We start from the raw sequence: 23,568 nt of genomic DNA, 5'->3' as shown, positions 1-23,568 counted from the left end.
GTATATTTTATTTTGAAATGAGTTTTTCTAATTTTTCAGATGAAGCTATTTCCTTTCCATTCCTGAAAATCTTAAACCCTTTTCCCTTGTTATATTTTTCACCTGTTTTGTCCCAAAGAATGGTAATTATATCGCCATGGTACAACACATTATCCAAACAAAACCAATCCCATTTTTCTTGGGGAACTAAGGGGTTGACCTCTATTTTTTCATCGGCTCTTGGGCGTAAACCTACCAAGCCTGTAATGATTAAATCGTTGAAGGTGGAATGGTTGTAATAGCGACTGCGTTCCCTATCGCCCATAAGCCAGTAGCCCGTGGTTTCATCCAAATACTCGCCAATGTATGGGCGACCACGGTAATATTGCGACTCTACATACAAGTTCATTTGTTTGAAATAATCCTCCTCAGTAACCACCTCTTGGTTGTAATTGTTCAACACATTGGCCATGGCGGTTAAGGTTTGCGAGGTGGCAAAAGGCCAAACGGCACCATCCCATTCGCAGGTGCCTGTGCCGTGGGTTCTAAAACGCGGACTTCTACGTTCGGCAGTTGTTAAGCCAAAAGGCGCCGAAAACCCTTGCTCGTCCGTTACTTGTGCCCAAGCTTTTTCAAAGCCTTTATTTTTTTCTGGAAGATTGAAATACCACGGAATAAAACCAATGGCCTCACGCACATTGGAAGAGGTATCTTTTTCTGTCAACGTTTCAAAAAATTCATCCTTGGCATTCCACAAGCGTGTTTCCACCAAATCTTGAAGTTTTTCAGCTTTATTTTGAAAATAGGCCACCTGCTTTTTATCACCTATGATGGCCGCTATTTTGGATAAGGCTTCGGCATTCCCGAACATATAACTGTTGATGGTGGGCCGTACATTTTGCACATGGCGCCCGCCGCTTAACGATTCTTCCATGCCATCTTTCACATCAATTTGCCAAAACAAGCCGTCGGTTCTACCCCTGTCTTTTTCCCATTGCGCATATTCATCAACCAAATCGGGAAACATATCCAACAGGAATTTTTCATCTTTATTCACCAAATAGCGGTTGTACAGCGCATTGGCCGTCCAACTGCTAAACGTCATGAGCTTTTTCATGCGCTTGCCTTCATTGCCCCTGTACCACAACTTCACGTTTTGCGCGATAAATTCTGGATTGTGCACCCATCTAAATTCATAAATGTGATGCCCCAACGCACAGGAAATCAAATTGTATTTATCGGCATAGGAACGATCGACCAAAAACTCGGTAATGGCATAGCCTTGTGGTGTGTTGGTGATGTGCTTACGCAAACTCCACCAACGGAAATAATAGATTTCCTCAAAATTTTGTTGCGGACATTCAAACAATGGGATATTGGTTTTCATCCAAGCCCAAGCACTATCGTTCGGAATGGCCTTGGCAATGTTTTCATCTTCCATGGAGTTGAAATAATCCACATAATGCTTGAAATTTTCAACTTTTAAAACTGATGCTTTTTTTTGTGCAGTCATAGACGATTTACAGCTGCTAAAACCTATTGCAACAAGGATGATTATTAATTTGATATGTTTAATCTTAAAATTCATTTTGTGTCTAACCTGAAATTATTTGGCATAAAACTTATACGCTGTTCCTGCTTTCATGTTTATATCATACTCATAATATTTTGGAAGCTTAATTTTTTTGATTTTTGCCTGTTCTGAAATAATGGGCTTTTTTACTTCCACATCATAAAACAACGGATTTGGGTTGTTTCCTTTCGCTTTTTTAAGTCCGTTTCCTCTCAAAGGCGTTTCACTTCGTAACCTACAATTACCACTCATTTTGGGTTGAATCTTTACTTCTGAAACTTTATTGTTTTTCCAAATGATGTCAACTTCATAAGCACCCCTGGCCATCAAACCTTTAATTTCGCCATTTTTCCAAACAGATGGTAAAGCAGGCAATACATGAATGGCGCCTTCGTGACTTTGCATCAGCATTTCGGCAATACCGGCGGTACAACCAAAATTGCCATCTATTTGAAACGGTTGGTGGGCATCAAGCATATTCGGATAAGTACCACCTCCTTTTCGCTGATCGGCAGTTACTAAGTGCAACTGGTCCTGCATCAATTTATAAGCATGGTCGCCATTAAGCAATCTAGCCCATAAATTCACTTTCCAGCCCATGGACCACCCGGTAGATTCGTCTCCCCTAAATTTTAAGGAGGTTTTAGCCGCTTGGAATAATTCGGGCGTTTTAAAAGGCGATATTTGATTGCTTGGGAACAAACCGTACAAATGCGATACATGACGGTGATTATCCTCAGGATCGTCCCAATCAATCAACCATTCCTGTAGCTGTCCGTATTTTCCAATGTGCATCGGTGGCATTTTGGAAAGTGCAGCGTTTAATGTTTCCGCGAAAGCCTTATCTTCATTCAAAACCTTAGTTGCTTTCATCACGTTGGTAAACAAATCGAAAACCAACTGGTTATCCATGGTGGTTCCTGCGGTAATGGTTGATTTCCCCTCTTCGCCAGCATGGGTATTTTCGGGCGAGCTTGATGGCACCACAACCAAATAGCCCGAATTTGGGTCTTCAACCATAAAATCCAAAAAGAAGCTTGCGGCGCCCTTCATCAGTGGGAAAATGTCCTTTAGATAATTTTTATCGCCCGTATATAAATAGCGTTCCCACAAATCCTGGCACACCCACGCGCCACCCGTTGGCCACATGCCGGATGCCGCATAATCCACAGGGCCCGTAATGCGCCAAATATCGGTGTTGTGGTGCAGTACCCAACCGTTGGCATTGTACATTGTTTTAGCGGTTTCCTTTCCTGTTTCGGCCACTTCCTTGGCCATTTGGATAAACGGTTCGTGCATTTCGGACAGGTTGGTCAATTCGGCTGGCCAATAGTTCATTTCGGCATTAATGTTCATGGTGTATTTGCTTTCCCAAGGCGGAAACAGCATATCGTTCCAAACACCTTGTAGGTTGGCCGGTTGCCCCCTGGGTTGTGAACTGGATATCAAAAGATAGCGTCCAAACTGGAAATAGAGGGAAGCCAACTGCGGGTCGAATTGGCTGTCGAATTTTTTAATGCGAACATCAGACGTTTCTTTAGAAGCTTCGGTAGTTCCCAAATTTAAAGAAACCCGGTTGAAGAATTTTTGGTAATAAGCGACATGGGATTTTTTTATAGTTTCAAAATCCTTTTCAACTGCTTTATCTAAATAGGCTTTACTTTTAGCAATTTCATCTTCAGTAATATCTTGATAATTTTTGAAATTGGTAGCTATTGATATGTACAAGGTAACCTCATCTGCTTTATCAATACTTACGATTCCGTTACTTACAGAACTAGCGCCTCCTTTATTTTTAGCTTGCAATCTTCCCTGAAACTTAACGCGGCCTTTTTGACCTTCATAAGTGCTTGAAACGCCAGACAAGGCCATTTGATTATTTTCCGTGGAAATGACCGTTTTATCAAAAGGGCTGTTCATAAACACATTGCAGGTGATTTGCCCTGGCTTGTTGGCAGACAACTTGACGGCAACCACTTGGTCTGAAAAAGCGGTAAGTATTTCCCGTGTATAGGTAACGCCATCAACTGTGTACCGTACTTTGGCTGTGGCATTTTCAATATCCAAATCGCGGTAATAATTGGTGTAATTTTGATGCCCCGGAAACGAAAGATAAACGCTGCCAAAGGTTTGGTAGTTCATGCCGTTATTGGTTTGCGACATGATATCTTTAGTGGCTAATTCTTGGGCTTCGGCGTATTTGCCTTCAAAAATCAACTGTCTTACTTTTGGGAGCGCCTCAAAGGCTTTATCGTGCGCATTGTTGTTTGGCGAACCCGACCAAATGGTTTCTTCGTTCAATTGTAAACGCTCAACCGCAGGGTCGCCAAAAACCATGGCACCCAAACGGCCGTTGCCCAATGGCAAGGCTTCATTCCAAATGGAAGCTGGTTTATCGTACCACAGTTTTAACGCGGTTGAAGTTTGGGCAACAACAATCTGACCTCCAAAAATCAGTATTGCCAAATAAAAAAATATGTTCTTTTTAATTTTTAACCTCATCTTTTTTATGGTTTTCTTCTCCAAATAATTCATATAATCTATCGATATTCTTTAAAGCATTTGCAGGTAATTTTTCGCCTTTGTTGCCAAAAACGAACAACTTATCGTAAGGCTCTACGGTACATGTAGATTCATCTATTTCGCCTTTTGCATTCTTCACTTTATCCAAATCCAATCCTAAATATTTTGCCATGAATGGGTACATGGCCTTGCGTTTTGATGCGCCATAATCATGACCTTCTTCTGCGAAATGGGCATTTGCCAACAGCGCTTTTTTATCATAAAACCCATACGTTCTTTGGATAAAAGGCAACTCCAATTCCGGAACAGCAAGTGTCCAATCCTTATCATCGGAAATGATCAATTGTGGTTTTGGTGCGGCCATGGCAGCAATTTCAGCGTTATTGGTGCCGTTGCCGCATAAATGGATGCCGCGACCGCTTTCGCAAGGGCAACCACCCGAAAAATGGGACGATACCATGACAACGGGCACAGAAACCGTAACCCTATCATCCAATGCCGCCAGAAACATGGTGTGCGAACCGCCGCCCGAGCCGCCTGTTACGCCAACACGATTTTTATCGGCGTATTTTAAGGTCAACACATAATCCAGAAGGCGCATGCCGCTTAACACCTGTACCGTAGAAGCGATGCTATGGCGATGTGTTTCTGCGGGAAATTGTAGCTGGGATTCGCCCCAGGCGAACAAATCGAAATTAACAACAATGGCGCCCATTTTGGCCAACATGGCGCTTCGTATTTGTTCGCTCTCCCGATAGCGTCCATCACCAAAATGCCCATTTGGCATGATGATAACCGCCGCTTTTTCCTTTAAGGGATAAGGCTTATAAATAGACCCTGTTGTGTAAACGCCCGGTAGGATTTCCAAGCCTATATTTTCAATACTATAACCTTTGTAAATCCTTTGTTTTGTTAAAATGGGTTTTGAATTTGGTCTTGCCGGTGCCTTACTCAAACCCAAGGAGCTTATCATACAGGCTTTTAAATCGGCTTTTCGGGCTTCCCAACTGTTTTTATCTGCGTATAGATGTGATAAAAAAGACAATTTGGTTGCTGCCTTATCCGTTGAAACTTTATGATGCTCAAATTTCCTGATTTGGTAGGAGCCATCGGGTTGCTTAAAATAGGTTAGTCCAAAAGGCACCAAAACATTGGCCAAGGACACTTCCAAGTTGCCCTGCTCAATGCGCCAATGGGCATAATCCAGTTCCTTATCCTTTAATAAATCCCTATCATCAACGACTTTTATATTGAAAATGGCTTCAATCTTTTTGATGGTTTCAATAACGGGCGCTCTATAATTGGTGTCGGAGGTTTGGGCATATAAAAGCGTTTCAAACGACATTAAAAGCAGTAAAGCAACAATGGATTTTTTAGTGGTCATGTATGCAGTTTTGTTAACATTATAATTTAGATTCTATGGTATAAACCCCCGAACCCAAGGTAAAAAATGGCATTTTATCTTCTTCCTTAAATTTAACTTTTTTAAAGATGTTTCCGTTTATGGTAATCGCATTATTTTTTGGTGCCGGCAATTTGATTGTGGCAGAAGTGTTTGCCGGAATTTCAATTTTTAAAATTAAAACGTCCCCTTTCTTTTCCCACCCTGAAACTATTAACCCATACACCGATTTGTAGCTTGCCTTTACAAAGGTCATATCGCCCACAATTTCCGGTTGAATGAAGAAGTGCTTAAACCCCGGATTTGCTTCATCGGGAACAATGCCCGCCAAACTTCTGTAAAACCATTCCTCAATTTGTCCCATCATAAAATGGTTCCATGAATTTCCTTTTCTGGGGTCCCATTGCTCGGTTAAGGTGGTTAATCCAAATTTAATTTGAAATCCGTAACCCGGTGTATCGTAATGGTCGTTCATTTTATACATGGTGTCGTTTTCATTATTTCTCGCCAACGCTTGAAATAGATAACGGTTTCCTACATCGCCTGTTGTCAAGCGGTAACCCCTGTTTTTTATGTCGGCCAATAAATGGGCCATTACCGCTTCTTTATATTGCGGTTCAACAATATCCATAAACACAGAAACTGCATTGCTAAATTGGCTTCCCGTGCCGTATTGCTTGGTTTCCTTATTGAAAAACTTTTGATTGAAAGCTGTTTTAATGTTGAAAGCCAAGGTTTCGTAAGTTGAAATATCCTCCGTTTTATTTAGATGCTTTGCCGCTTTGGCAAACAAATGTGCTGCGTAGTAATAATGACTTGTTGCAGAAAGGGCAATAGGACTATTTTTTGAATACCCCGCAGCATGCTCGCCATAGTCGTACCAATCGCCCAACCCATAATCAAGGATATAATCTTCAGATTTAGAAGTTAAGTAATCAATATACCTTTTCATAACTGGATAATAATCTTTTATCAAACCATCATCGCCATAATAGTCGTAATACATCCAAGGCAGAATAACGCCTGTAACGCCCCATTCCGGCGAATCGGTAAAATCGCCCCCAAACACCACATATTCGGGCGCAATGTTTGGAATCAAGCCGTTTTCCCGTTGCGCATCGGCCATATTTTGCATGATACTTAGAATGTAGTTTTGCATGTTATAATTATACATCAATCCCGGGCCATTTAGGTGTGCCTCTTCCAACCAGCCTAATTTTTCACGATGCGGGCAATCCGTCAACACCGCTTGAAAATTGCTTTTTATGGCATTATTGATAAGCTCGTGCGCTTTATTGAAAATATCGTTGGAACATTCAAAAGTACCCGCTTCCCCTGCTGAATTATAAATAAAGTTAGAAGTGAGCTCCAAAACCGTTGGGAATTTGCTATCCTTTTCTTCTTTATAATAGATGCTATCTATTTGAATGTATTGATAGCCATAATATGAAAATTTAGGTTGCCAAGTTTCTACACCTTCACCTTTTAAAGTGTATTGAAAATAGTATGGCTTTCCGGAACGGCCTTGGTTAATGCTGCCATCGTTGTTCAAACCTTCGCCAACCCACAATGTAACGGTTTGACCTTTTTTTCCTTTCACTTTTAGCGTTGGAAACCCCGACAGGTTTTGTGCCATATTGAAAACGTAAGTGTTTGGTGAAACCTCATGGACTTCTTTGACTCCATATTGCTTTTGAATGCTTACGGGCGGCGCAGTTTGTGCCTTCAATGCACCCTTTGGCGCTTCTTGAAGCACAACAGGTTTCCAATGCGAAGCATCAAAATTTGAAGTATTCCAACCTATTTGTTCTAAATTGGCGTCATAATCTTCACCACCAAACATGCTATTGTAGGTAATGGGACTTTCGGAATATTTCCAGGTTTCATCGGAATTTACACTCGTTTCAGAACCATCTTCATACCTTACCTTCATTTTAAAAAAGAGCGTTGGTGGCCCAAAACTGACGAAAAACTTGGAATAGCGTTCTGCCAATACATTGTACATGCCATTTCCCAAAACCACGCCAATAAGGTTTTCCCCTTGTTGTAAATCTGCCGAACTCAGTTCATAAGTATTGAAATGAACGGATTTATCATAATCTGTCCATAATGGTGCAAATTCACTGTTGCCAATTTTTTTTCCGTTGATAGTCAATTCATAATGCCCCAATCCCGAAATATAAACCACCGCATCTTTGATTTTTTTTGAAACTGAAAACGGTTTGCGAAGCATGATACTTCGGCGAGACAACGGATGCGATGCGTTGATAATGGAATCTTTTTTTGCTTTTTTGAAGGTTGCCGTATGGTAATTTCTGCCTTCCGGCAAATGGCTGTTAGCCTTGGTAATGGCACCAATCCAAGTAGAATTTAAGCTGGATGTTTCGGGTGCCAATCTAAACGAAGCTACATCACTCCAATGGGATGCTTCGTTTGTATGTGTCCAGATTTTTACTTTCCAGAAGTATTTTGACTCGCTTTCCAAAAACTTTCCTTTGTATAAAACTAACTGACTTTCGTTTGATTTCACTTTACCGCTATCCCAAACATCAGCTTCATTGTTTTGTAGTTTTTCCTCGGAAGAAGCCACCAAAATTTGATATGCTTTTTGTGAAACATCAAAATTTTTAGATTCAAGCTGCCAACCTAACTTGGGCTGTTCCTTAATAACCGCCAACGGATTTACAGCCATATCGCAGGTTAAATGCGTTACAGCGGTTTGCCCATTCATTGTGATTACCAATGAAACGCCAATAAAAAACAGGATGGATCTTAAAAAATTCAAGCTATAACTTTTTGGTAATTAATGATTTTATATTGAAAACAGCCTCGGGAATACTTGCTCCCGTAAAAGGCACATCATCATAATCGGGGGTATCAACAGGGGTGTCCGGATTTGGGTAATACCGTTGCCCACCTGTGCGGAACATGATACGCGAAATACCATCTACGGGTTGGAAAAAGATACCGCGCGTTGGTTCACTTCCATTAACGGAAACCGTATAGGAACGCAACGACGCCTCTAAAGACACTTTGATGGTATATGCTTTCCCCGCTTCATAAGATGTAATATTTCTTAAACGGTAGCCTGCCTTATGCTTTAAAATTCCATCCGAATCAAACATACATTGAATGGCTGGCATGCCTTGTCTGTTCAAAAATTCCACTTGCAGCAGGCCATGGTTGTTTTGCTCTGGCACAACCGTAAAAGTAGCTTCCATTTTTTCTGCAAACGGGATGACGCGTTCCACACGCGGATAATCAAACGGATCTTGGTCGCGTAGCGTTAGCTGCTTTTCAGCATTTTTAGTTTCTATTTTTGCGGCGCCCCATGATAGATCGTAGGTATTCCAAAGTTTTAATTCGTCGCCATTTGGAAGGCTATTGAACACATCGTTTACATCTACCAAAACTTCCGAAGTAATGGGAACAGGTACTGAAGCCACCCAAATATCTTCCTTGTTCATACTATACGTGAGCCACATATTTCCATCTGGCGGTGTGCCATTGCCTTCAACAATACCGCGCACATATTGTGGCCCGTGCGATTTATACGCACCACCATAACGTAGGCGCGAAATTTCACCATGCACCAATAGCAAATCGGTATAATTTAAACCATCTTTACTGGTGGAAACTGCCAATGGCCAACGGAATTCGGACGGATTGTAAACCGTGGCGTATTTGTTATCCGATGTTTTTTGTCCCCAAATTTTGGCATTGCTATTTACAAAACCTGGTGCCCTTACAGCATCGTATTGCCATGTTTTTCCATTATCGGTACTCATGGACGTTAAGGCGTGCTTCCATAAGCCAACCACACGCCCGTCTGGAATATGATAAAAACTAAAGGCTTTATATTCTTTTTGAAGCGGAATCAATGGGTCGTCCCTATCGGCTTCTTCAACCCATTGTTGCATCATTAATGGTGTTGCCAATAATTCTTCGCAGGCTTTTTTAAAACCTTTGTCCTTACTTTTGGTATAAAACGGGTAGGCCGATTTTGAAGTGTCCCAGGATTTATTATGGCGAATAAAATAAATAGGTCCTAAACTACCGTCTTTATAAATTTCACGAATTACGCGACCGATACCTTTACCATCATTGGGGTCGTCGTGCGGTTTCATCACAATGCCGTAATAAGCCAATGTGAAAAACCGATTGTCCGAAGATGTAAAAAAGCCCATCCGTTGGTGCATCACCGCTTTTAAGTTTTTAGCAACGGCATCAACCCCTTCCTTAACATATCCATCCGGAATGTTGTACATGGGGAAAACCACCTGCGGAAAGCTCCATGTTTTTCCGTCCTTTGAGGTTTGTAAAAACGACTGACTTGGTGGAATATGCTCGCCAACAGGATCGCTTAAATATTGCACGAAAAAGGTATCATTCCAATAGGCAATGTTGGGTGCGTGATTATAGGTCCAACCAAAACCATCGGCTTTTTCAGGATGCTCCCGGCTTGCGCGCATAATTTGAGTGGCATGCACACCAACCGCTGGACTTAATTGCCCATGGTGGTAATCGATATTTGATAGTGTTTTACCAACATACTTTATGGTGTCTTGTTGCGCAGAAACGGCAATAAATGAAAAAATCATCATTATTGCCACCAATACGACATGCTGTTTTATATATTGAAATTGTTTCATTACTTTTCTTTACTTTTTTCAATTAAATTTTTTAAAACCTTTTTTGAAATGGTACCAATCGTGCCATGTTTATGACCTTCTGGAAGTTTTATTTCAGGGGACACATCTTCAAAGGTTTTAAAATCGGATGTTCTTACTGCTTTATAGTTCATATCGCCATAATTATCATAGTAAATCAACCATTTACCATCTATTTTTAATACGGTTGGCCCTTCCGATTTGAATCCTGTGTAGGGTTCTGAAATGTTATTAAAAGGCCCTAAAGGCGATGTTCCGAAGCCAACTTTTAGGTTTCGCATGGGTCGTGTATTGTCTTTTATAATTAACACATAATCATCTTTTGCACGCTTTACAATCACGCAATCTATCACACTAAAACCAGGGTCTAAAAACAATTTCGTTTCTGAAAAAGTTTTAAAATCCTTCGTTGTTACATAATACATCCTATGGTTATTATCTTCATCCTCAATGCCTTTTTCAAATCGAAACGGGATGGTTGAAGCCCAAATAATAATGTATCGGTCTGCAATGTCATCATAAAAAATTTCGGGTGCCCAAACATTTACCACAGAAGGTTCATGTGCCATAACGGGAATGTATTGTTGCTCGCTCCAGTTTATTAAATCTTTTGATGACGCATAACCAAAACCGTTGCCGCCCTTCCAATCGGTAGTCCAAACCATGTGATAGGTGCCATCTTTTCCTCTGGTAATGGATGGATCGCGCATCATATTGCTGGCACCAGTTTCAGGCTTTAAATACGGCCCTTTTAAATCTTCCCAATGGTAACCATCTTCACTGTATGCTAAATACAAACCTTCGGTGGCGGGCTCTCTAAAAGACGTAAAAATATACAGGTCTTTTTTAGGCGCACAGTTAAACAAGGTAGGCAATAGCATAAGCAATAACAGTTTTTTCATGCTTTTTTTAATTTGTTTTGATTTCTGAATGTAAATCCTTTCCTTTTTTAACAATCGTTTTTACATGCTCAAATACATTGTTTTTCAAGAAAATAGATTTTGTTCCTGCACCATTCGCTTCTAAAAACACATCGGTTGGATACATTTGAAAATTGTTATTTATCATGATGTTTGATGCATTATCCAATTTTATAACAGGCGTATCTTTTATTGGTTTTGCAGTTGAAACATTTTCTAAAATGATGTTTTTAGAATTCAAAACTTTAAATGCTGCTCCCATTTCTGCGTTTACCTTTACATTATGAAGCTCGATATCGGTAGCCGTGTCGATTGAAAAACCTTGTTTCGCCTCAATATTAATGTTTGAAAACGTTAGGTTATGAATGGGCATTTCTGGAATTCCGATGATGCGACAGGCTGTATTCACATTGGTTGCCGTTACGTTACTGATATGAATATTCCTGAAAATTGGTGTACGCTCGGTTACGGGTTCTTCAACGGTGTTTTTATCGTAGAATAAATTGAACATGAAGGCTTCTTCCTTGATATTGTTCATCACGATATTGGAAACGCGAATGTCTTCAACAACACCACCCCTACCACGTGCCGCTTTCAAACGGATACCTCTATCGGTGCCATCAAACACACAATTGGCAATGGTTATTTTTTTAATGCTGCCTGACATTTCACTACCAATAACCACGCCACCATGACCGTTTAACATGGTGCAATTTGTTATGGTTACGTTTTCAGTGGGTGTTGCCCATTTCCTGCCATCGGCATCACGACCCGATTTAATGGTAATACAGTCGTCGCCCACACTAATATGGCAATTTGAAATATGTACATTTTTGCAGGACGTTGGATTGATACCATCGGTATTGGGCGAATACGGATTGAAAATAGTTACGCCATCAACCGTAACATTATCACAAAACGCTGGGTTGATGGTCCAAAACGGTGAATTTTGAATGGTTACACCTTCAATGCGCACATTTTTACAGTTGAAGGCTTGGAATAATGGCGGCCGATGGAACAAATAGCTTCTGGTTCTTTCGTAATAAGGTTCGGTTTTTAAATCTTTGTTGGCTTCCTGGGTCATTTTTTGGTACTTGGTAAGTTCCAATTTTTCCTTGGAAGACTCAATACGCCAAATTTCCTTCCACCAAGCCTCTCCTTGTCCGTCGATGGTGCCACGACCTGTTATGGTTACATTTTCAACATCCTTGGCATACAACAAGGGCGAGAAACTTTGCATAACCGTGCCTTCCCAACGCAATTGCACAAAAGGTAAATAATGGTCGAAGTTTGTTGAAAAACGCAACATCGCACCAGCATCCAAATGAATGGTAATATTATTTTTCAATTTTAGCGCGCCTGTTAGGTATTCCCCAGCAGGGAAATATATAGTACCGCCACCTTGCTTTTCAGCTTTATCAATCGCTTTTTGAATGGCTTCGGTACACAATTCGCCATGGTTGTTTCCGCCTTCTTCTAAAATATTTAACCAACCATTTGTTGCCGAAATCACAGAAACAAAGGATGTTAAAACACTTATACATAAAATTAAATATATCCTTTTCATGGTCGATTATCCTTTATTTAGACGTTAGCATAAGTACCCAATCGTTTCCATCAACTTGTGCTCCTGAAGGTTTAAAATCTTGTGTGCCTTCGTTTTTAAAAGTTCCTATTTTGGTAGTTTTTCCGTTTCTTGGGTTGTACCATGCTGCCTCTACTTCTTTACCTTTAATTTTTCCCATGTTTACAGAAATAGTCCGACCGTTGTAAGTGTAAATCAAGGCATAATCGTCTCCTCTGGTTGCAGCTTGATAATCGTACTTTTCACCTTGATTGGCCACCAAACTTTCATCGGGAATACGATTGAAATAATCAAATTTCAAAATCAAATCTTTAACATATTGCATTTGATTTGCTCCTGGATCATTAATAGCTTCAACCCAAGGCTTTTTATTCCCGTAAGCGGGATTATCGCCAGGGCTAAACATCTGCATCACAGCATTATGCCCATAGGTGAAGCCAGCACCACCTGCAAAAACCGACCAATAGGCGTAACGGCGCACATCGTTATCGTTCCAAAGTGGTTGCAAGGTGTCGTGTAAGCCTTGTGGAATGCCTTCGTACGAAGGTTCGCCATCTAAAGTTGGTTTGGTTGGTTTAAGGTTGAAATCTGTTTTTATGAATTTATAATTATCCTGGGCAAACATTCTGCCTTCCGTTTCTTGGTCGTAACGGCGGTGGCCAGATTGGAACATATTGAAATCCAACCAGTTTTCATGGTGATAATTATCGGAAGAATCGGTGCGCCCAAACGGATGAAAGGTGATTAACCAATCTGGATTTTTAGCATGTAAAATGTTGCCGATAGCGTTCCAAATTTCCTTGTTTTGTTCACCAGGCGTATCACCACCATTCAGCCAAATAATGTTTTTTCTGTTTTTAAACCTGTCCCCTAAAAAAGTGGCGTACGCCTTTGCTTGCTCTAAATTTACTTTCCCGCCTTTAACCGACGTTCCCCAAATGGGCACTAGGCCTATGTACAAATTGTTTTCTTCGGCAACATCTAAAGCATAATCTACATGGTCCCAAAAATCGTAAGCATCTGGATTTTCAAAATTATTACCTTCAGTAATTAATGGTTTTGACACATCTTTATTTACAACTGCCGAATCACCATAAACATTAGCCATTTCTTCAGAATGCATGGTCATTATTTGAATAACATTGTATCCTTTATCTTTTCTATCGGCAAAGTATTTTTTAATCTCGTCTCTGTTTAATTTTTTGAATGTTAACCAACCTGTATCGCCTAACCAAAAAAATGGTTTACCATCTTCGGTTTGAAAATAATGTCCGTTTTCAGACACTTCTAATTTTTGCATCCCAGTTATTTCTGGTTCAACTTGTTCTTTTTTAGTTTCTTTACAAGACACTATTTGTGCAGCAACAAATGCCATAACTGCAAAAATTTTAATATGGTTTAGCTGGTTCTTCATTTTTAAATTATTTCTTTTTTATATAAACTACGCATGATTTATCACTTGTTTCTGAAGCGGCAATAGTCTGTTTTTTACTGCCTTGAACGATGTTTTTGGACATTATTTTGCCGGTGCTGGCATCTATCCAAAATACTTCAAATGTGCCTTTGTAATTGGATAAATCCACTTCAACTGTTTTGGTATTTCTCAAATAATAAATATACGCCTCGCCTTTGTGTTCCAAACACCAAAAATCACTGTTGAAAGTTTGATTTTCAGAAATTTGCATTTTAGAAATCGATCCATAAAAACCTGGAATCTCTATTTTCGGAATATTTGCCAATGAACCACCTGCCATTAACACTGCCCATCCAAATCGCGATGAAGCATCCGTTGAATACAACACCGCTTTTTCAGGATATTTTGTTCGATATTCGCGCACCGCTCTATACACTTGTGCTTCCGTTTCCTTTCCGACATTCATTTTACGGGCATGCTGACGAGGTGCCAAGTTTTTACCGCCTTCAGGAGCATAAACGCTGCCATCTTCTTTGTAATGCCAATACCGAATATCAATTAAATCGACTGTTTTATGGCGTTTTGCATCATTCAAAATTGCATCTTGTACATCTTTGGTGGCACTCAACCCGATAATACCATTACCGGAAGTGTCCTCTTTATATTTTTGAACTTCATCCAACCAAAATTCCATAAAATGAAGCGGGCCTGTATATTCAGCACTTGTTAACTGAATGACATTGCTATTGTTTTGAAAGTTTTCCAACGATTTTCTAATAAATCCTTGATGCAGTTTTTTTCTCGTTTGATTGGAAACATCATAAAACTGTTCTGCCATAAAAATACGCTTGTCGCCTGCATAAGGTACCGGTTCTGGGAAACCTGTTTCATTCACATTATTTGCAGAACGCCACGGTGAACTCGACCAATGCGCACCTGCCTCAATAATATTATGCTGAAAATATTGCTGATTGATTAGTAATTGACCGTTTGGTTCTGCTAAATCTGCAAAACGGCTTAAACGCTGCCAGTACCAATCGTTGAATTTGGTTAAATCGTATTTACTTAAATGGTCCCAAGCCAAATCCTTCCCCGATCTGGCAAAAGGTTGTTCATAAAATGGTGCCCAAACATCGGCATCTATCCTGCGGGTACGCTCGTGGTCGTCCATTCTACGCTCGTACCACAAACCGTAATTATGCTCTAAAGCAACAATATTTTTTGAACTGAAATTAGCAACTACATCCTTTAAATCATCTGTAAATCCTGTGCCCGTTTTTCCGGGAACAAATCGTGTGACGTGCGGGGTTGCACTTTCCACATCATGGTCACGCAGGCTTCCACGCCACCACATCACGTTGGCCTGTTTGCCCGTAATCACTTGGCCATTAAAGGTTAACCAGCCATTTTCAATGGTTACTTTTGAAGTATTTTCGCTACTTCGACTGCGTTCTGTACTGGTTTCACGGAACGATTTCAACTTTAAAGCATCAACAGATTTTATATTTGAAGCATTTACAGGAATGGTATTCATTTTTGAAACGTCTTGAATCCAGTCCTTTAAGGTTTTTTTAGGTTGTAGCGCTTCTTCATTGAGTGCTTCGGCTTGTTCTATGGTTGGACTTGAAGATGGTTCTGTGCCCACATCGAACACATACGGATTCATGGGAAGTTTTCCCAATCTGTTTTCCAACTGTGCATAAAATAAACTTCTTGGGCTTATGTGATTGTTAACGTCTTTCCAATGGCCGTTGCCACCCATAATACCTCCCCAAACACCAAATGCCCAATTTTGAGCTGTTGGCGGACTGTAATTATCAATTTTTGAAGCCGATGATTCCCAGATAACGCTGTTGGCGGCGGTCCAGCCAGCGCCTCTGCCCGTTTGTTCCCGATTATGAAAACTGATGGCATTTCCATCAATATAAACAACATCAAACAACACGCCCGTTGCCCAAGACCCAATTGCCCCACTATTGTTATAGGGTAAATACGATTCACATTGCACAAAGGCATTGGGGCCTGTGGTACCGAAACCGCCTACCGCAAAATCGTGGTACCCATATTCCGAATAACAACGCTGAAATAAGGTTTGTTGGCCTTCAGTATAAAAAGTATTTCTTCTAAAAGCTGCAATTTCTGAAATAGGTTCGGTAGCGATACAATCTTCAACCGTAATTTGTTGTGATGATTTTAATAAATGAACGGCACCACCTGCTAAATGTTTAAAATTCACTTGACGCACCCAAGCGTTTTTTACATGTGCCATAGAGATGCCAAACCAACGGTGAAGTTCATCTTTTACATTTGTTTTATCGAAGGTGGATTGCATACTTAAATTTTCAATGCCAACATGTTCAATTCTACCTTTCCAGGAATATATCATGACTTGTGAGTTTCCATATTTGGCACTTAAAGTCATGGTCAATGGTGCATTTAACGAAACTTCATTCCCGCTTATATTTGTAACCACCCGATTCCACGTTATATCCCAATCCCTGGGTTTCCAACCAATCCAACCGGTTTCGCCACCAAAATCGTTCATTTTCAATTCCTGAATCCAAGTATCGGTTAAAGGTTGTTTGATGAGGATGTCATCTGAAATTTTTAATTTGGATGTATTTTTTAATTGAATTTTTTGAGTCCCTAAAGGCGTGTAAGCTGTATTGAAATCTAAAGTGTCCTGATATGTTCTATCATCAATACCCAAAACCCTGATGATGGCTTCCCGTTCAACACCTGTTCCCAAAAGGATGGTTTCATTTTCAGCGTTTCCACTTCCCCTTAAAACGACGCCAGAATTTTTAATGTATAAGGTACCGCTTATTTTGAAAATCCCTTTATCTAAAAGCACGGCGCCCCTAAAACCTGAAGCATTGGGTTTTAAATGACCCACATAATCAATGGCTGCTTGTATTTTTTGGGTAGCATCGGCCTCTTGTTTTGGAACAAATATTTTCGCTTCAACCGTAGGAATCGATTTTTCTGAAGCCATATATCCTGCATAAGAAAAATCGGGAATTTGATTTCCTAAGCTATCAGGAACATTAACTACTTTCCCTTGCTTATTCTTAACAATATCCGGAAATGTTGTTTGGGAAAACCCCCAATTCACAATAAAAAACAACAGGATACTAGATAAGGTAAATGTATCTTTTCGATTAAAAATTATGTTTTTTAAAGCACTGAAATTCATTTCCAAGTGGTCTTAACAATTACTTTTTTTTAAGGTTACTGTAACAATCCGTTAGGCCATTTTGCCAAGGTATCCGTATTGTTTTCAGGTTTTGTCCAATCTACTTTCGTAGTGGTGTCGATGCCATTTATATATTTTTCAATATTGGTATAGCCATCACCATTTATATCTTTATTAGCATCGGAAGCATCATTAGGATTTAAACCATTGGCTTTTTCCCATGTATCCGGCATACCATCGCCATCTGAATCTTTATATGGTTTTCCTTTGTAAACAGGATACCCTCCAACTTGTTCTGGACTCGTTATGATGCCTTTTTTATAGGAATTTGCAGGTAAACGTCTTTTAATAAATGCTTGACCTATGGTATTTTCCAATCCGTCTTTATATTCAATTTTCCCAGTTCTAACGTAATTAATTACACGAGCATCAACTGCATCACGTTTTGGTAGTGTTGCGCCTACATTATTCAAAACAAACTCATAAGCATCTTCCGTTTTCATAATTGTAAGATGTGGCATTTCAAATGGCTTATCTTGTTTAATTAATTCTAAATACGCTTTCGCTTCTTCATAAGAGCGATTTTCAATTTGCACACCACCGTTCCAGTTATTGGCTGAAACTTCTGGCGAGCCAACTACAAAATTACCAGACACATACGCGCGACCAAAGGTTTTTGGTTCCATGTAACCCGATTCTGGTTTTAAAATTCGGTATCGAATTGGCTCATCTTCTGGAGTAATTGGTCCTGGCTTAAAATAGTTGTTGATGATGTTGAACATAGAACGGTAATCACCACCATCAAGTGAACGATTCCACCAATTAAACAACACATTATTTATAAAATTGAAGCTGCCATACATACCAATGGACGGATTTCTGGAAATATTATTTGCCCATAAATTACGAATAAATGTGCTATTTAAACCACCAATAGTACTTCCGAAGGCATGATTGTAGGTATCTAAACCTTCTGAAGAAATGGTGTTTTGAATGGTGACATTTACCGCTGGCATTTTTTCTAATTTTGATTTTTCATTCGCTTGAAATTGATGTCTGTATAATGAAATGTTTTCATCTAGACCCCAACTTACAGAACAATGATCGATGATAACGTTTCCAATGACATTACCACCTAATGCATCGTCTCTTCTAGTAACATCTGTCGCACCACGACGAAAACGCATGTGACGAATGATGATGTCGTGCGTATCTAACAACAACGATTCGCCCGCAACACAAATACCATCACCCGGTGCTGTTTGACCAGCTATGGTTATATAAGGTGCACGAACACTTATTGGCTTTTTTAATTGAATGATACCGGCCACATTAAACACAATGGTTCTGGCGCCGACCGCTTCGCAAGCCTCACGCAGCGTCCCTTTTCCGCTATCTTCTAAACTGGTAACCACAAATATTTTGCCGCCACGACCACCAGGGGTAAAGACGCCTCCACCTTCGGCTCCTGGAAATGCAGGGATAGCTGCTTTAATTAAATCTCCCGGATATGCTGCCCAAGGAATGTAGGGGCGACCTTGTTTTGATTCTTCTTCTATAATGTGATAATTGCTTTCCCATATAGCCTGCAATCTTTTTTCTTCTTTAGCTAAAACAGAATCCGTTTTTGCTTGAAGTGCTTCAGGAATGTCTGGATATTGCGCACTTACTTTTTGGGAAATGGTGCAAAAGAAAGTTACCAGTACTGCGCTCCTTACTATTTTTTTTAAAGAATAATACATTTTTGAGGGTTTTTAAACTATTGATTTTAAACCGTATATTTTAATTAAAACTTAGTTTTTAGCTTTTTCACGTGCTTCAATACGCTTGTGCCAATCGTCGCTTTCTTTATTCAAATCGTACCCTTGAGCCGACAAATAATTGTTTATTCTACCTTTATACTTTCCAAACCATGCGTGCTTTTCTTTTGATGTACCTGCATCCATAGCATGTTCGCGCGCTTCCACTAAATTATCGTAAATATACTTTTTTTGCGCTTCGGTTAAATTTGGCAACATATCTTGAAAAGCGGCGTAGGTTTTAGGCACCACACCATAAGTCATTCCGTCCTTTACGGCATCAACTTTTTCAGGTGTTAAATGTTTACTTAAAACACTTATATATTTTTTATGCAACTTGTTAATCGACTTATCGGTTTTAGATTTTAGCTTTTCAATTTTAGAATCCAATTTTTCTTTAGGTAAATCGCTGTTCTTTAAAGCTTCAATTTTAGCATCCCTGCCATCGTGAAGCCTACTTAAATTTCTGTATTGTTCACCAATAATAGTAGTGAGTGTTTGCTCTTTTTCGGTATCCGATAGCTTCAATGCTTCCACAATTTTAGCAGCACGCTCATTGGTTACCTTTATATACTCTGGATCTAAATGTTGCTGTGCATTTAGATTACAAAGTGTTAAAACTAAAAGTACTACACCTAAACTTACTTTTTTCAACATCATTTCTTTAGCTTTTATAACTGAATCTATTTTAATAGCGGTTCAGTTAAAGTTTCTTTATTATTATTTAAATCTTTCCAATCTATTTTTTTCTTCGGATTTGTACCGTTTATATAATCTTCAATATGGGTATAACCATCGCTATTTTTATCAGCTTTAGCATCAGAGGCATCATTAGGGTTTAAATCATATTTAATTTCCCAAGCATCTGGCATACCATCTTTATCTGAATCTAAATAAGGTGTACCTTTATATGCTGGGTAACCGCCCACTTGGGAAATATCAGTAATTATGCCATCTTTATACGAATCGGCTGGTAAACGTCTGTGCTTAAATTGGTAAAAGGAATTGGGGTCTAAACCTTCCACATATTCCGGTTTTCCTGTTTTTACGGTTCTTACAATGCGTTCATCTACAACATCTCTGATAGGTAAAGTAGCACCTACATTTTTTAACACAAAATCATACGCTTTTTCGGCAGTCATAATGTTTCTAAACCAAGGCATGGGGAACGGTTTATTGGTTTTCATGGCTGGGAAATAGGTTCCAGCTTCTTCAACACTCATTAATTCGCCTTTTTTGTTTTCCATTTGAACGCCGCCGTCCCAATTGTTTGCCGTTACTTTTTCATTACCCTCAACAATGTTGCCATTTACATAAGCGCGACCAAAAACCATGTAATCCAATTTACTTCTACCTGCTTCGGGCTTCAAAATTCTGTAGCCAATGGGGTCTTCTTTTGAAGTTACGGAACCTGGTTTAAAATAGTTGTTTATGATGTTGTAAGTTGCTGTATAATCGCCGCCGTCAATAGAACGGTTGCTCCAGTTGAAAACGATATTATTTACAAAATTGAAAATACCGTTCCATCCTATGGAAGGATTTCTGCCGGCATTATTTGCCCACATATTTCTAATGAATGCACAATTTTCGCCGCCTAATGTACTTCCGAAGGCATGGTTGTAGGTATCCAAAGCTTCGCCAAAGAGACTGTTTTGAATGGTGATGTTAACGGTTGGTTTTTTTTCATCTTTGTAATCGGCACCCGGGCTGTACATGTGCCTGTAAATAGACATGTTTTCGTCCAATCCCCAAGTGGCAGAAATATGATCCAGCATAATGTTTCCAACAGGATTTCCACCAATGGCATCGTCCCTTCTGCCAACAAATGTTTCACCTCTTCGGAAACGCATGTGGCGAATAATCACATCGTGGGTATCGATCCAAACCGATTCACCTGCAACACAAATACCATCACCCGGCGCTGTTTGGCCTGCAATGGTAACATAAGGTGCCCGAATAATTAAGGGCGTTTTAAGTTTGATAATGCCCGAAACATTAAAAACAATTATTCGAGCGCCTCCTTTTTCGCAGGCTTCACGCAGGGTACCTGCACCATCATCTTCAAGACTGGTTACTGTATAGACATTGCCACCACGACCACCAAAGGTGTACATACCACCACCTTCGGCCCCTGGAAATGCCGGAATTTCAGCCTGTGGTAAATCGGTTGGCCGTCCTGCCCATGGCAAATAGGGCTTTCCTTCCTTGGCTTCTTGTTCAACAATTAATTTTGCTTTTTCCCAAGCCTCATCAGAATGTTTATAGGCTTCTGCTTTAATGGCTTCTTCTTTCGCGCGATCATCGGCTGTAAGTTGCGGGTATTGTGCATAGCCATTTGAAATTCCTAAAAACAGCATCCCCATAATCAAATTTATCCTTTTCATCTAACTTTTATTTTACAATTTATAAATTGAAATCCGTTATTCTACAATTAGCTGCAAATTTTAATTATACAACTTGAATTTAATATTTTAAGTTCTTTTTAAAAAAAATTACCTGTATTTAAAACAAACACAGGTAATTTTATTTTAAACACTTCTAACCTTTTTATTTAAGCGGATCGAAAGTGCCTCCCCAACCTGTTGTTTGTTGCAAATAGGGCGCTGTATCCAGTAAATCTTGGTAAATACCGAAGAAATAATATTCGTTATACCATTTAAACGAGAATGTTGTTGGATCGACATTATCGCGAACAATAACACTAAAATGATTTTGGTATAAATAATCTACATATCCGGAATAAGTTGTTATTCCGGGTGGATAAGTTGTAGCATCCCTATTGATTACGGGTGCCGATGCCCCTTTAAAAGGATCTGTTGCCCCAACATAATCGGTGGTTACATTCGATTTAGCTATGGTATAATATCCTTGTCGTCTTGAACCTTCAATGGGTGTTTGGTTTAATCGGGTACACATTCCAAAATCATCATTAAAGAGCAACCATCGTCTTAAGTCATGGAAGCGTTTATTTTCATAGGCAAATTCTACTTTTCTCTCGTTGATAACAGCAGCAAAATGCTGATCCCTGGTACTAACATTAGCTAATCCATAATCACCATCGCCATTTGTAATACCCGCTCTGGCACGAATGGCTTTAATATAGCCTTTACCTTCTGATAGACTGTTGATGCCTATTGCTGATTCGGCTAAGTTTAAAACAACTTCTGCAAAGCGTATTTCCATTTGATCGGCTCCTACATATCTAAAACCTGCCAATTCACTTGTATTATCGTTGGTAAACTTTCTTAAATAAATACCGGTTGCATTTGCGGTAGTTTCGGTTGATTTTAATGTTCCTGAAGCATTTGTTTTCCAGTAGTACGTCCAGTTTTTGTAATTTGGGTTTTCCTTATAGGGCCATATAGCTCCATTATAGGAGAATGTAAGGTAAAATCTTGGATCTCTATTTTTGTAAAATTGGTTTGGATCGCCATTAACATTGTAAGGCGTACCATCACTCATTGGAAAGGCATCTACAATAGCTTTTGTTGGCGAATTGGTACCATCGGCACCCAAGTCTCTTGGACGCGATTTTCTTTCGGTGGCATTATTTTTAGCTTGTTGGCCTCCGGTAGCATCGTTATTAAATCCATACGCAAAAATAGATTCCATGTTATTATCTTGAAACCACATGGTTTTCCAGTTGGGGTTTAAGCCTTTGCCCGCAGCCAGACAAGCATTATAAGCTGCTAAGTTTGCTGCATAGGCACGTTGCCATCTTTCAACATCATCATTTCTGTTGAACAATGGACTTGCCCATGTTAACAGCACTCGACCTTTTAACGCAGCGGCGGCTTGCGCTGTAATTCTGCCTGCTTGCGCCGCAGTGTATGGCCTTCCGTTGGTTAATAGCGTTTGTGCCATATCCAAATCGGATACGATTTGATCAATTGTTTCGGACGATGAACTTCTAGGTACTTCGTTGTTTTTATCATCTATATTTGGGTCTTGAGCCGTTAGAATTAATGGCACACCACCATAGAGTCTTACTAATTCAAAATAATTCCATGCTCTCCAAAAATAAAGCTGACCCTTAATTTGGTTTTTGAAATCTTCTTTAAGGCCTGTATATTTATCTACATTATCCAGGTACAAATTACTATATCTAATCCTTGTCCAAACATTATTGGCACTTGAGCTGCTTGTTAATTTTGCGCCTATGGATTTAATAGCATGGGCGTTGGTTGCCGAAATTTGTGCCCAGGCTTTATTAATATCCACTTCACCTGCTACCTCATCAGTGGCTTTGGTAAATAACTCGCCATTACCTGCTTCGGCCGCAGTTAAGGAATAGGAAGCCAAATTTTGGTCTTTCACAGGCATACTTGAATAATAAAGATAATCGAGATATTGTGTAGCCAAAATTTCATCTTGATAAATTTCAACACCAACACTGGAGAATTCTTGTTTAGATTCAATAAAATCTGTGCTACAGCTACTTAAAAACAAGCTTATGCTTATTAAGACAGTAAACAGACTGTTAAATTTTATATTTTTCATTTTATAT

13 protein-coding genes are annotated in these 23,568 nt (G+C 39.6%); all 13 read right to left on the bottom strand.

Translation table 11 applies throughout. The features are described 5' to 3' along the window. Window positions 1–7 precede the first annotated feature (7 nt). A complete protein-coding gene (locus tag GQO80_RS09610; RefSeq protein ID WP_232333149.1) occupies window positions 8–1,492 on the bottom strand; it encodes an MGH1-like glycoside hydrolase domain-containing protein in 1,485 nt (494 codons plus the stop codon). Between the two features lie 93 nt (window positions 1,493–1,585). Then, window positions 1,586–4,054, bottom strand: a complete 2,469-nt coding sequence (locus tag GQO80_RS09605; protein ID WP_157208144.1) for a glycoside hydrolase family 95 protein — start codon at window positions 4,052–4,054, stop codon at window positions 1,586–1,588. Next, window positions 4,038–5,459, bottom strand: a complete 1,422-nt coding sequence (locus GQO80_RS09600) for an acetylxylan esterase (protein WP_157208143.1) — start codon at window positions 5,457–5,459, stop codon at window positions 4,038–4,040. The genes GQO80_RS09605 and GQO80_RS09600 overlap by 17 nt, the downstream gene beginning before the upstream one ends. Before the next feature lie 19 nt (window positions 5,460–5,478). Continuing rightward, window positions 5,479–8,262 carry a glycoside hydrolase family 78 protein gene (locus GQO80_RS09595; RefSeq protein ID WP_157208142.1) on the bottom strand — a complete coding sequence of 928 codons (2,784 nt, stop codon included), beginning with the start codon at window positions 8,260–8,262 and terminating at the stop codon, window positions 5,479–5,481. A 1-nt stretch (window position 8,263) separates the two neighbouring features. Further along, window positions 8,264–10,129 (bottom strand): sialidase/neuraminidase family protein, encoded by a 1,866-nt coding sequence (locus GQO80_RS09590; protein ID WP_157208141.1) that lies wholly within the window; start codon window positions 10,127–10,129, stop codon window positions 8,264–8,266. Further along, window positions 10,129–11,049: a glycoside hydrolase family 43 protein gene (locus tag GQO80_RS09585; RefSeq protein ID WP_157208140.1), complete on the bottom strand. Its 921-nt coding sequence runs from the start codon at window positions 11,047–11,049 to the stop codon at window positions 10,129–10,131. The genes GQO80_RS09590 and GQO80_RS09585 overlap by 1 nt, the downstream gene beginning before the upstream one ends. A gap of 7 nt (window positions 11,050–11,056) precedes the next feature. After that, window positions 11,057–12,634 carry a glycoside hydrolase family 28 protein gene (locus GQO80_RS09580; RefSeq protein ID WP_157208139.1) on the bottom strand — a complete coding sequence of 526 codons (1,578 nt, stop codon included), beginning with the start codon at window positions 12,632–12,634 and terminating at the stop codon, window positions 11,057–11,059. A 13-nt stretch (window positions 12,635–12,647) separates the two neighbouring features. Further along, window positions 12,648–14,066 (bottom strand): glycoside hydrolase family 140 protein, encoded by a 1,419-nt coding sequence (locus tag GQO80_RS09575; protein WP_232333148.1) that lies wholly within the window; start codon window positions 14,064–14,066, stop codon window positions 12,648–12,650. A 7-nt stretch (window positions 14,067–14,073) separates the two neighbouring features. Beyond that, on the bottom strand, window positions 14,074–17,262 hold the full coding sequence (locus GQO80_RS09570) for a DUF6298 domain-containing protein (protein ID WP_198037755.1): 3,189 nt from the start codon (window positions 17,260–17,262) through the stop codon (window positions 14,074–14,076). Between the two features lie 35 nt (window positions 17,263–17,297). After that, the gene (locus tag GQO80_RS09565; RefSeq protein WP_157208138.1) at window positions 17,298–19,004 is read right to left on the bottom strand and encodes a polysaccharide lyase; all 1,707 of its coding nucleotides are present in this window, start codon (window positions 19,002–19,004) and stop codon (window positions 17,298–17,300) included. A 51-nt stretch (window positions 19,005–19,055) separates the two neighbouring features. Then, window positions 19,056–19,721, bottom strand: a complete 666-nt coding sequence (locus tag GQO80_RS09560) for a DUF3826 domain-containing protein (protein ID WP_157208137.1) — start codon at window positions 19,719–19,721, stop codon at window positions 19,056–19,058. Between the two features lie 23 nt (window positions 19,722–19,744). Further along, entirely contained in the window at window positions 19,745–21,445 is a 1,701-nt protein-coding gene (locus GQO80_RS09555; RefSeq protein WP_157208136.1) for a pectate lyase family protein, read from the bottom strand. A gap of 163 nt (window positions 21,446–21,608) precedes the next feature. After that, complete coding sequence (locus GQO80_RS09550; protein WP_157208135.1) at window positions 21,609–23,561, bottom strand: RagB/SusD family nutrient uptake outer membrane protein; 1,953 nt, start codon at window positions 23,559–23,561, stop codon at window positions 21,609–21,611. Window positions 23,562–23,568 lie beyond the last annotated feature (7 nt).

The organism is Mariniflexile maritimum (assembly GCF_009746565.1).
GTDB classification, from domain to species: domain Bacteria; phylum Bacteroidota; class Bacteroidia; order Flavobacteriales; family Flavobacteriaceae; genus Mariniflexile; species Mariniflexile maritimum.
This window is presented reverse-complemented; position numbering and strand designations above follow the sequence as displayed.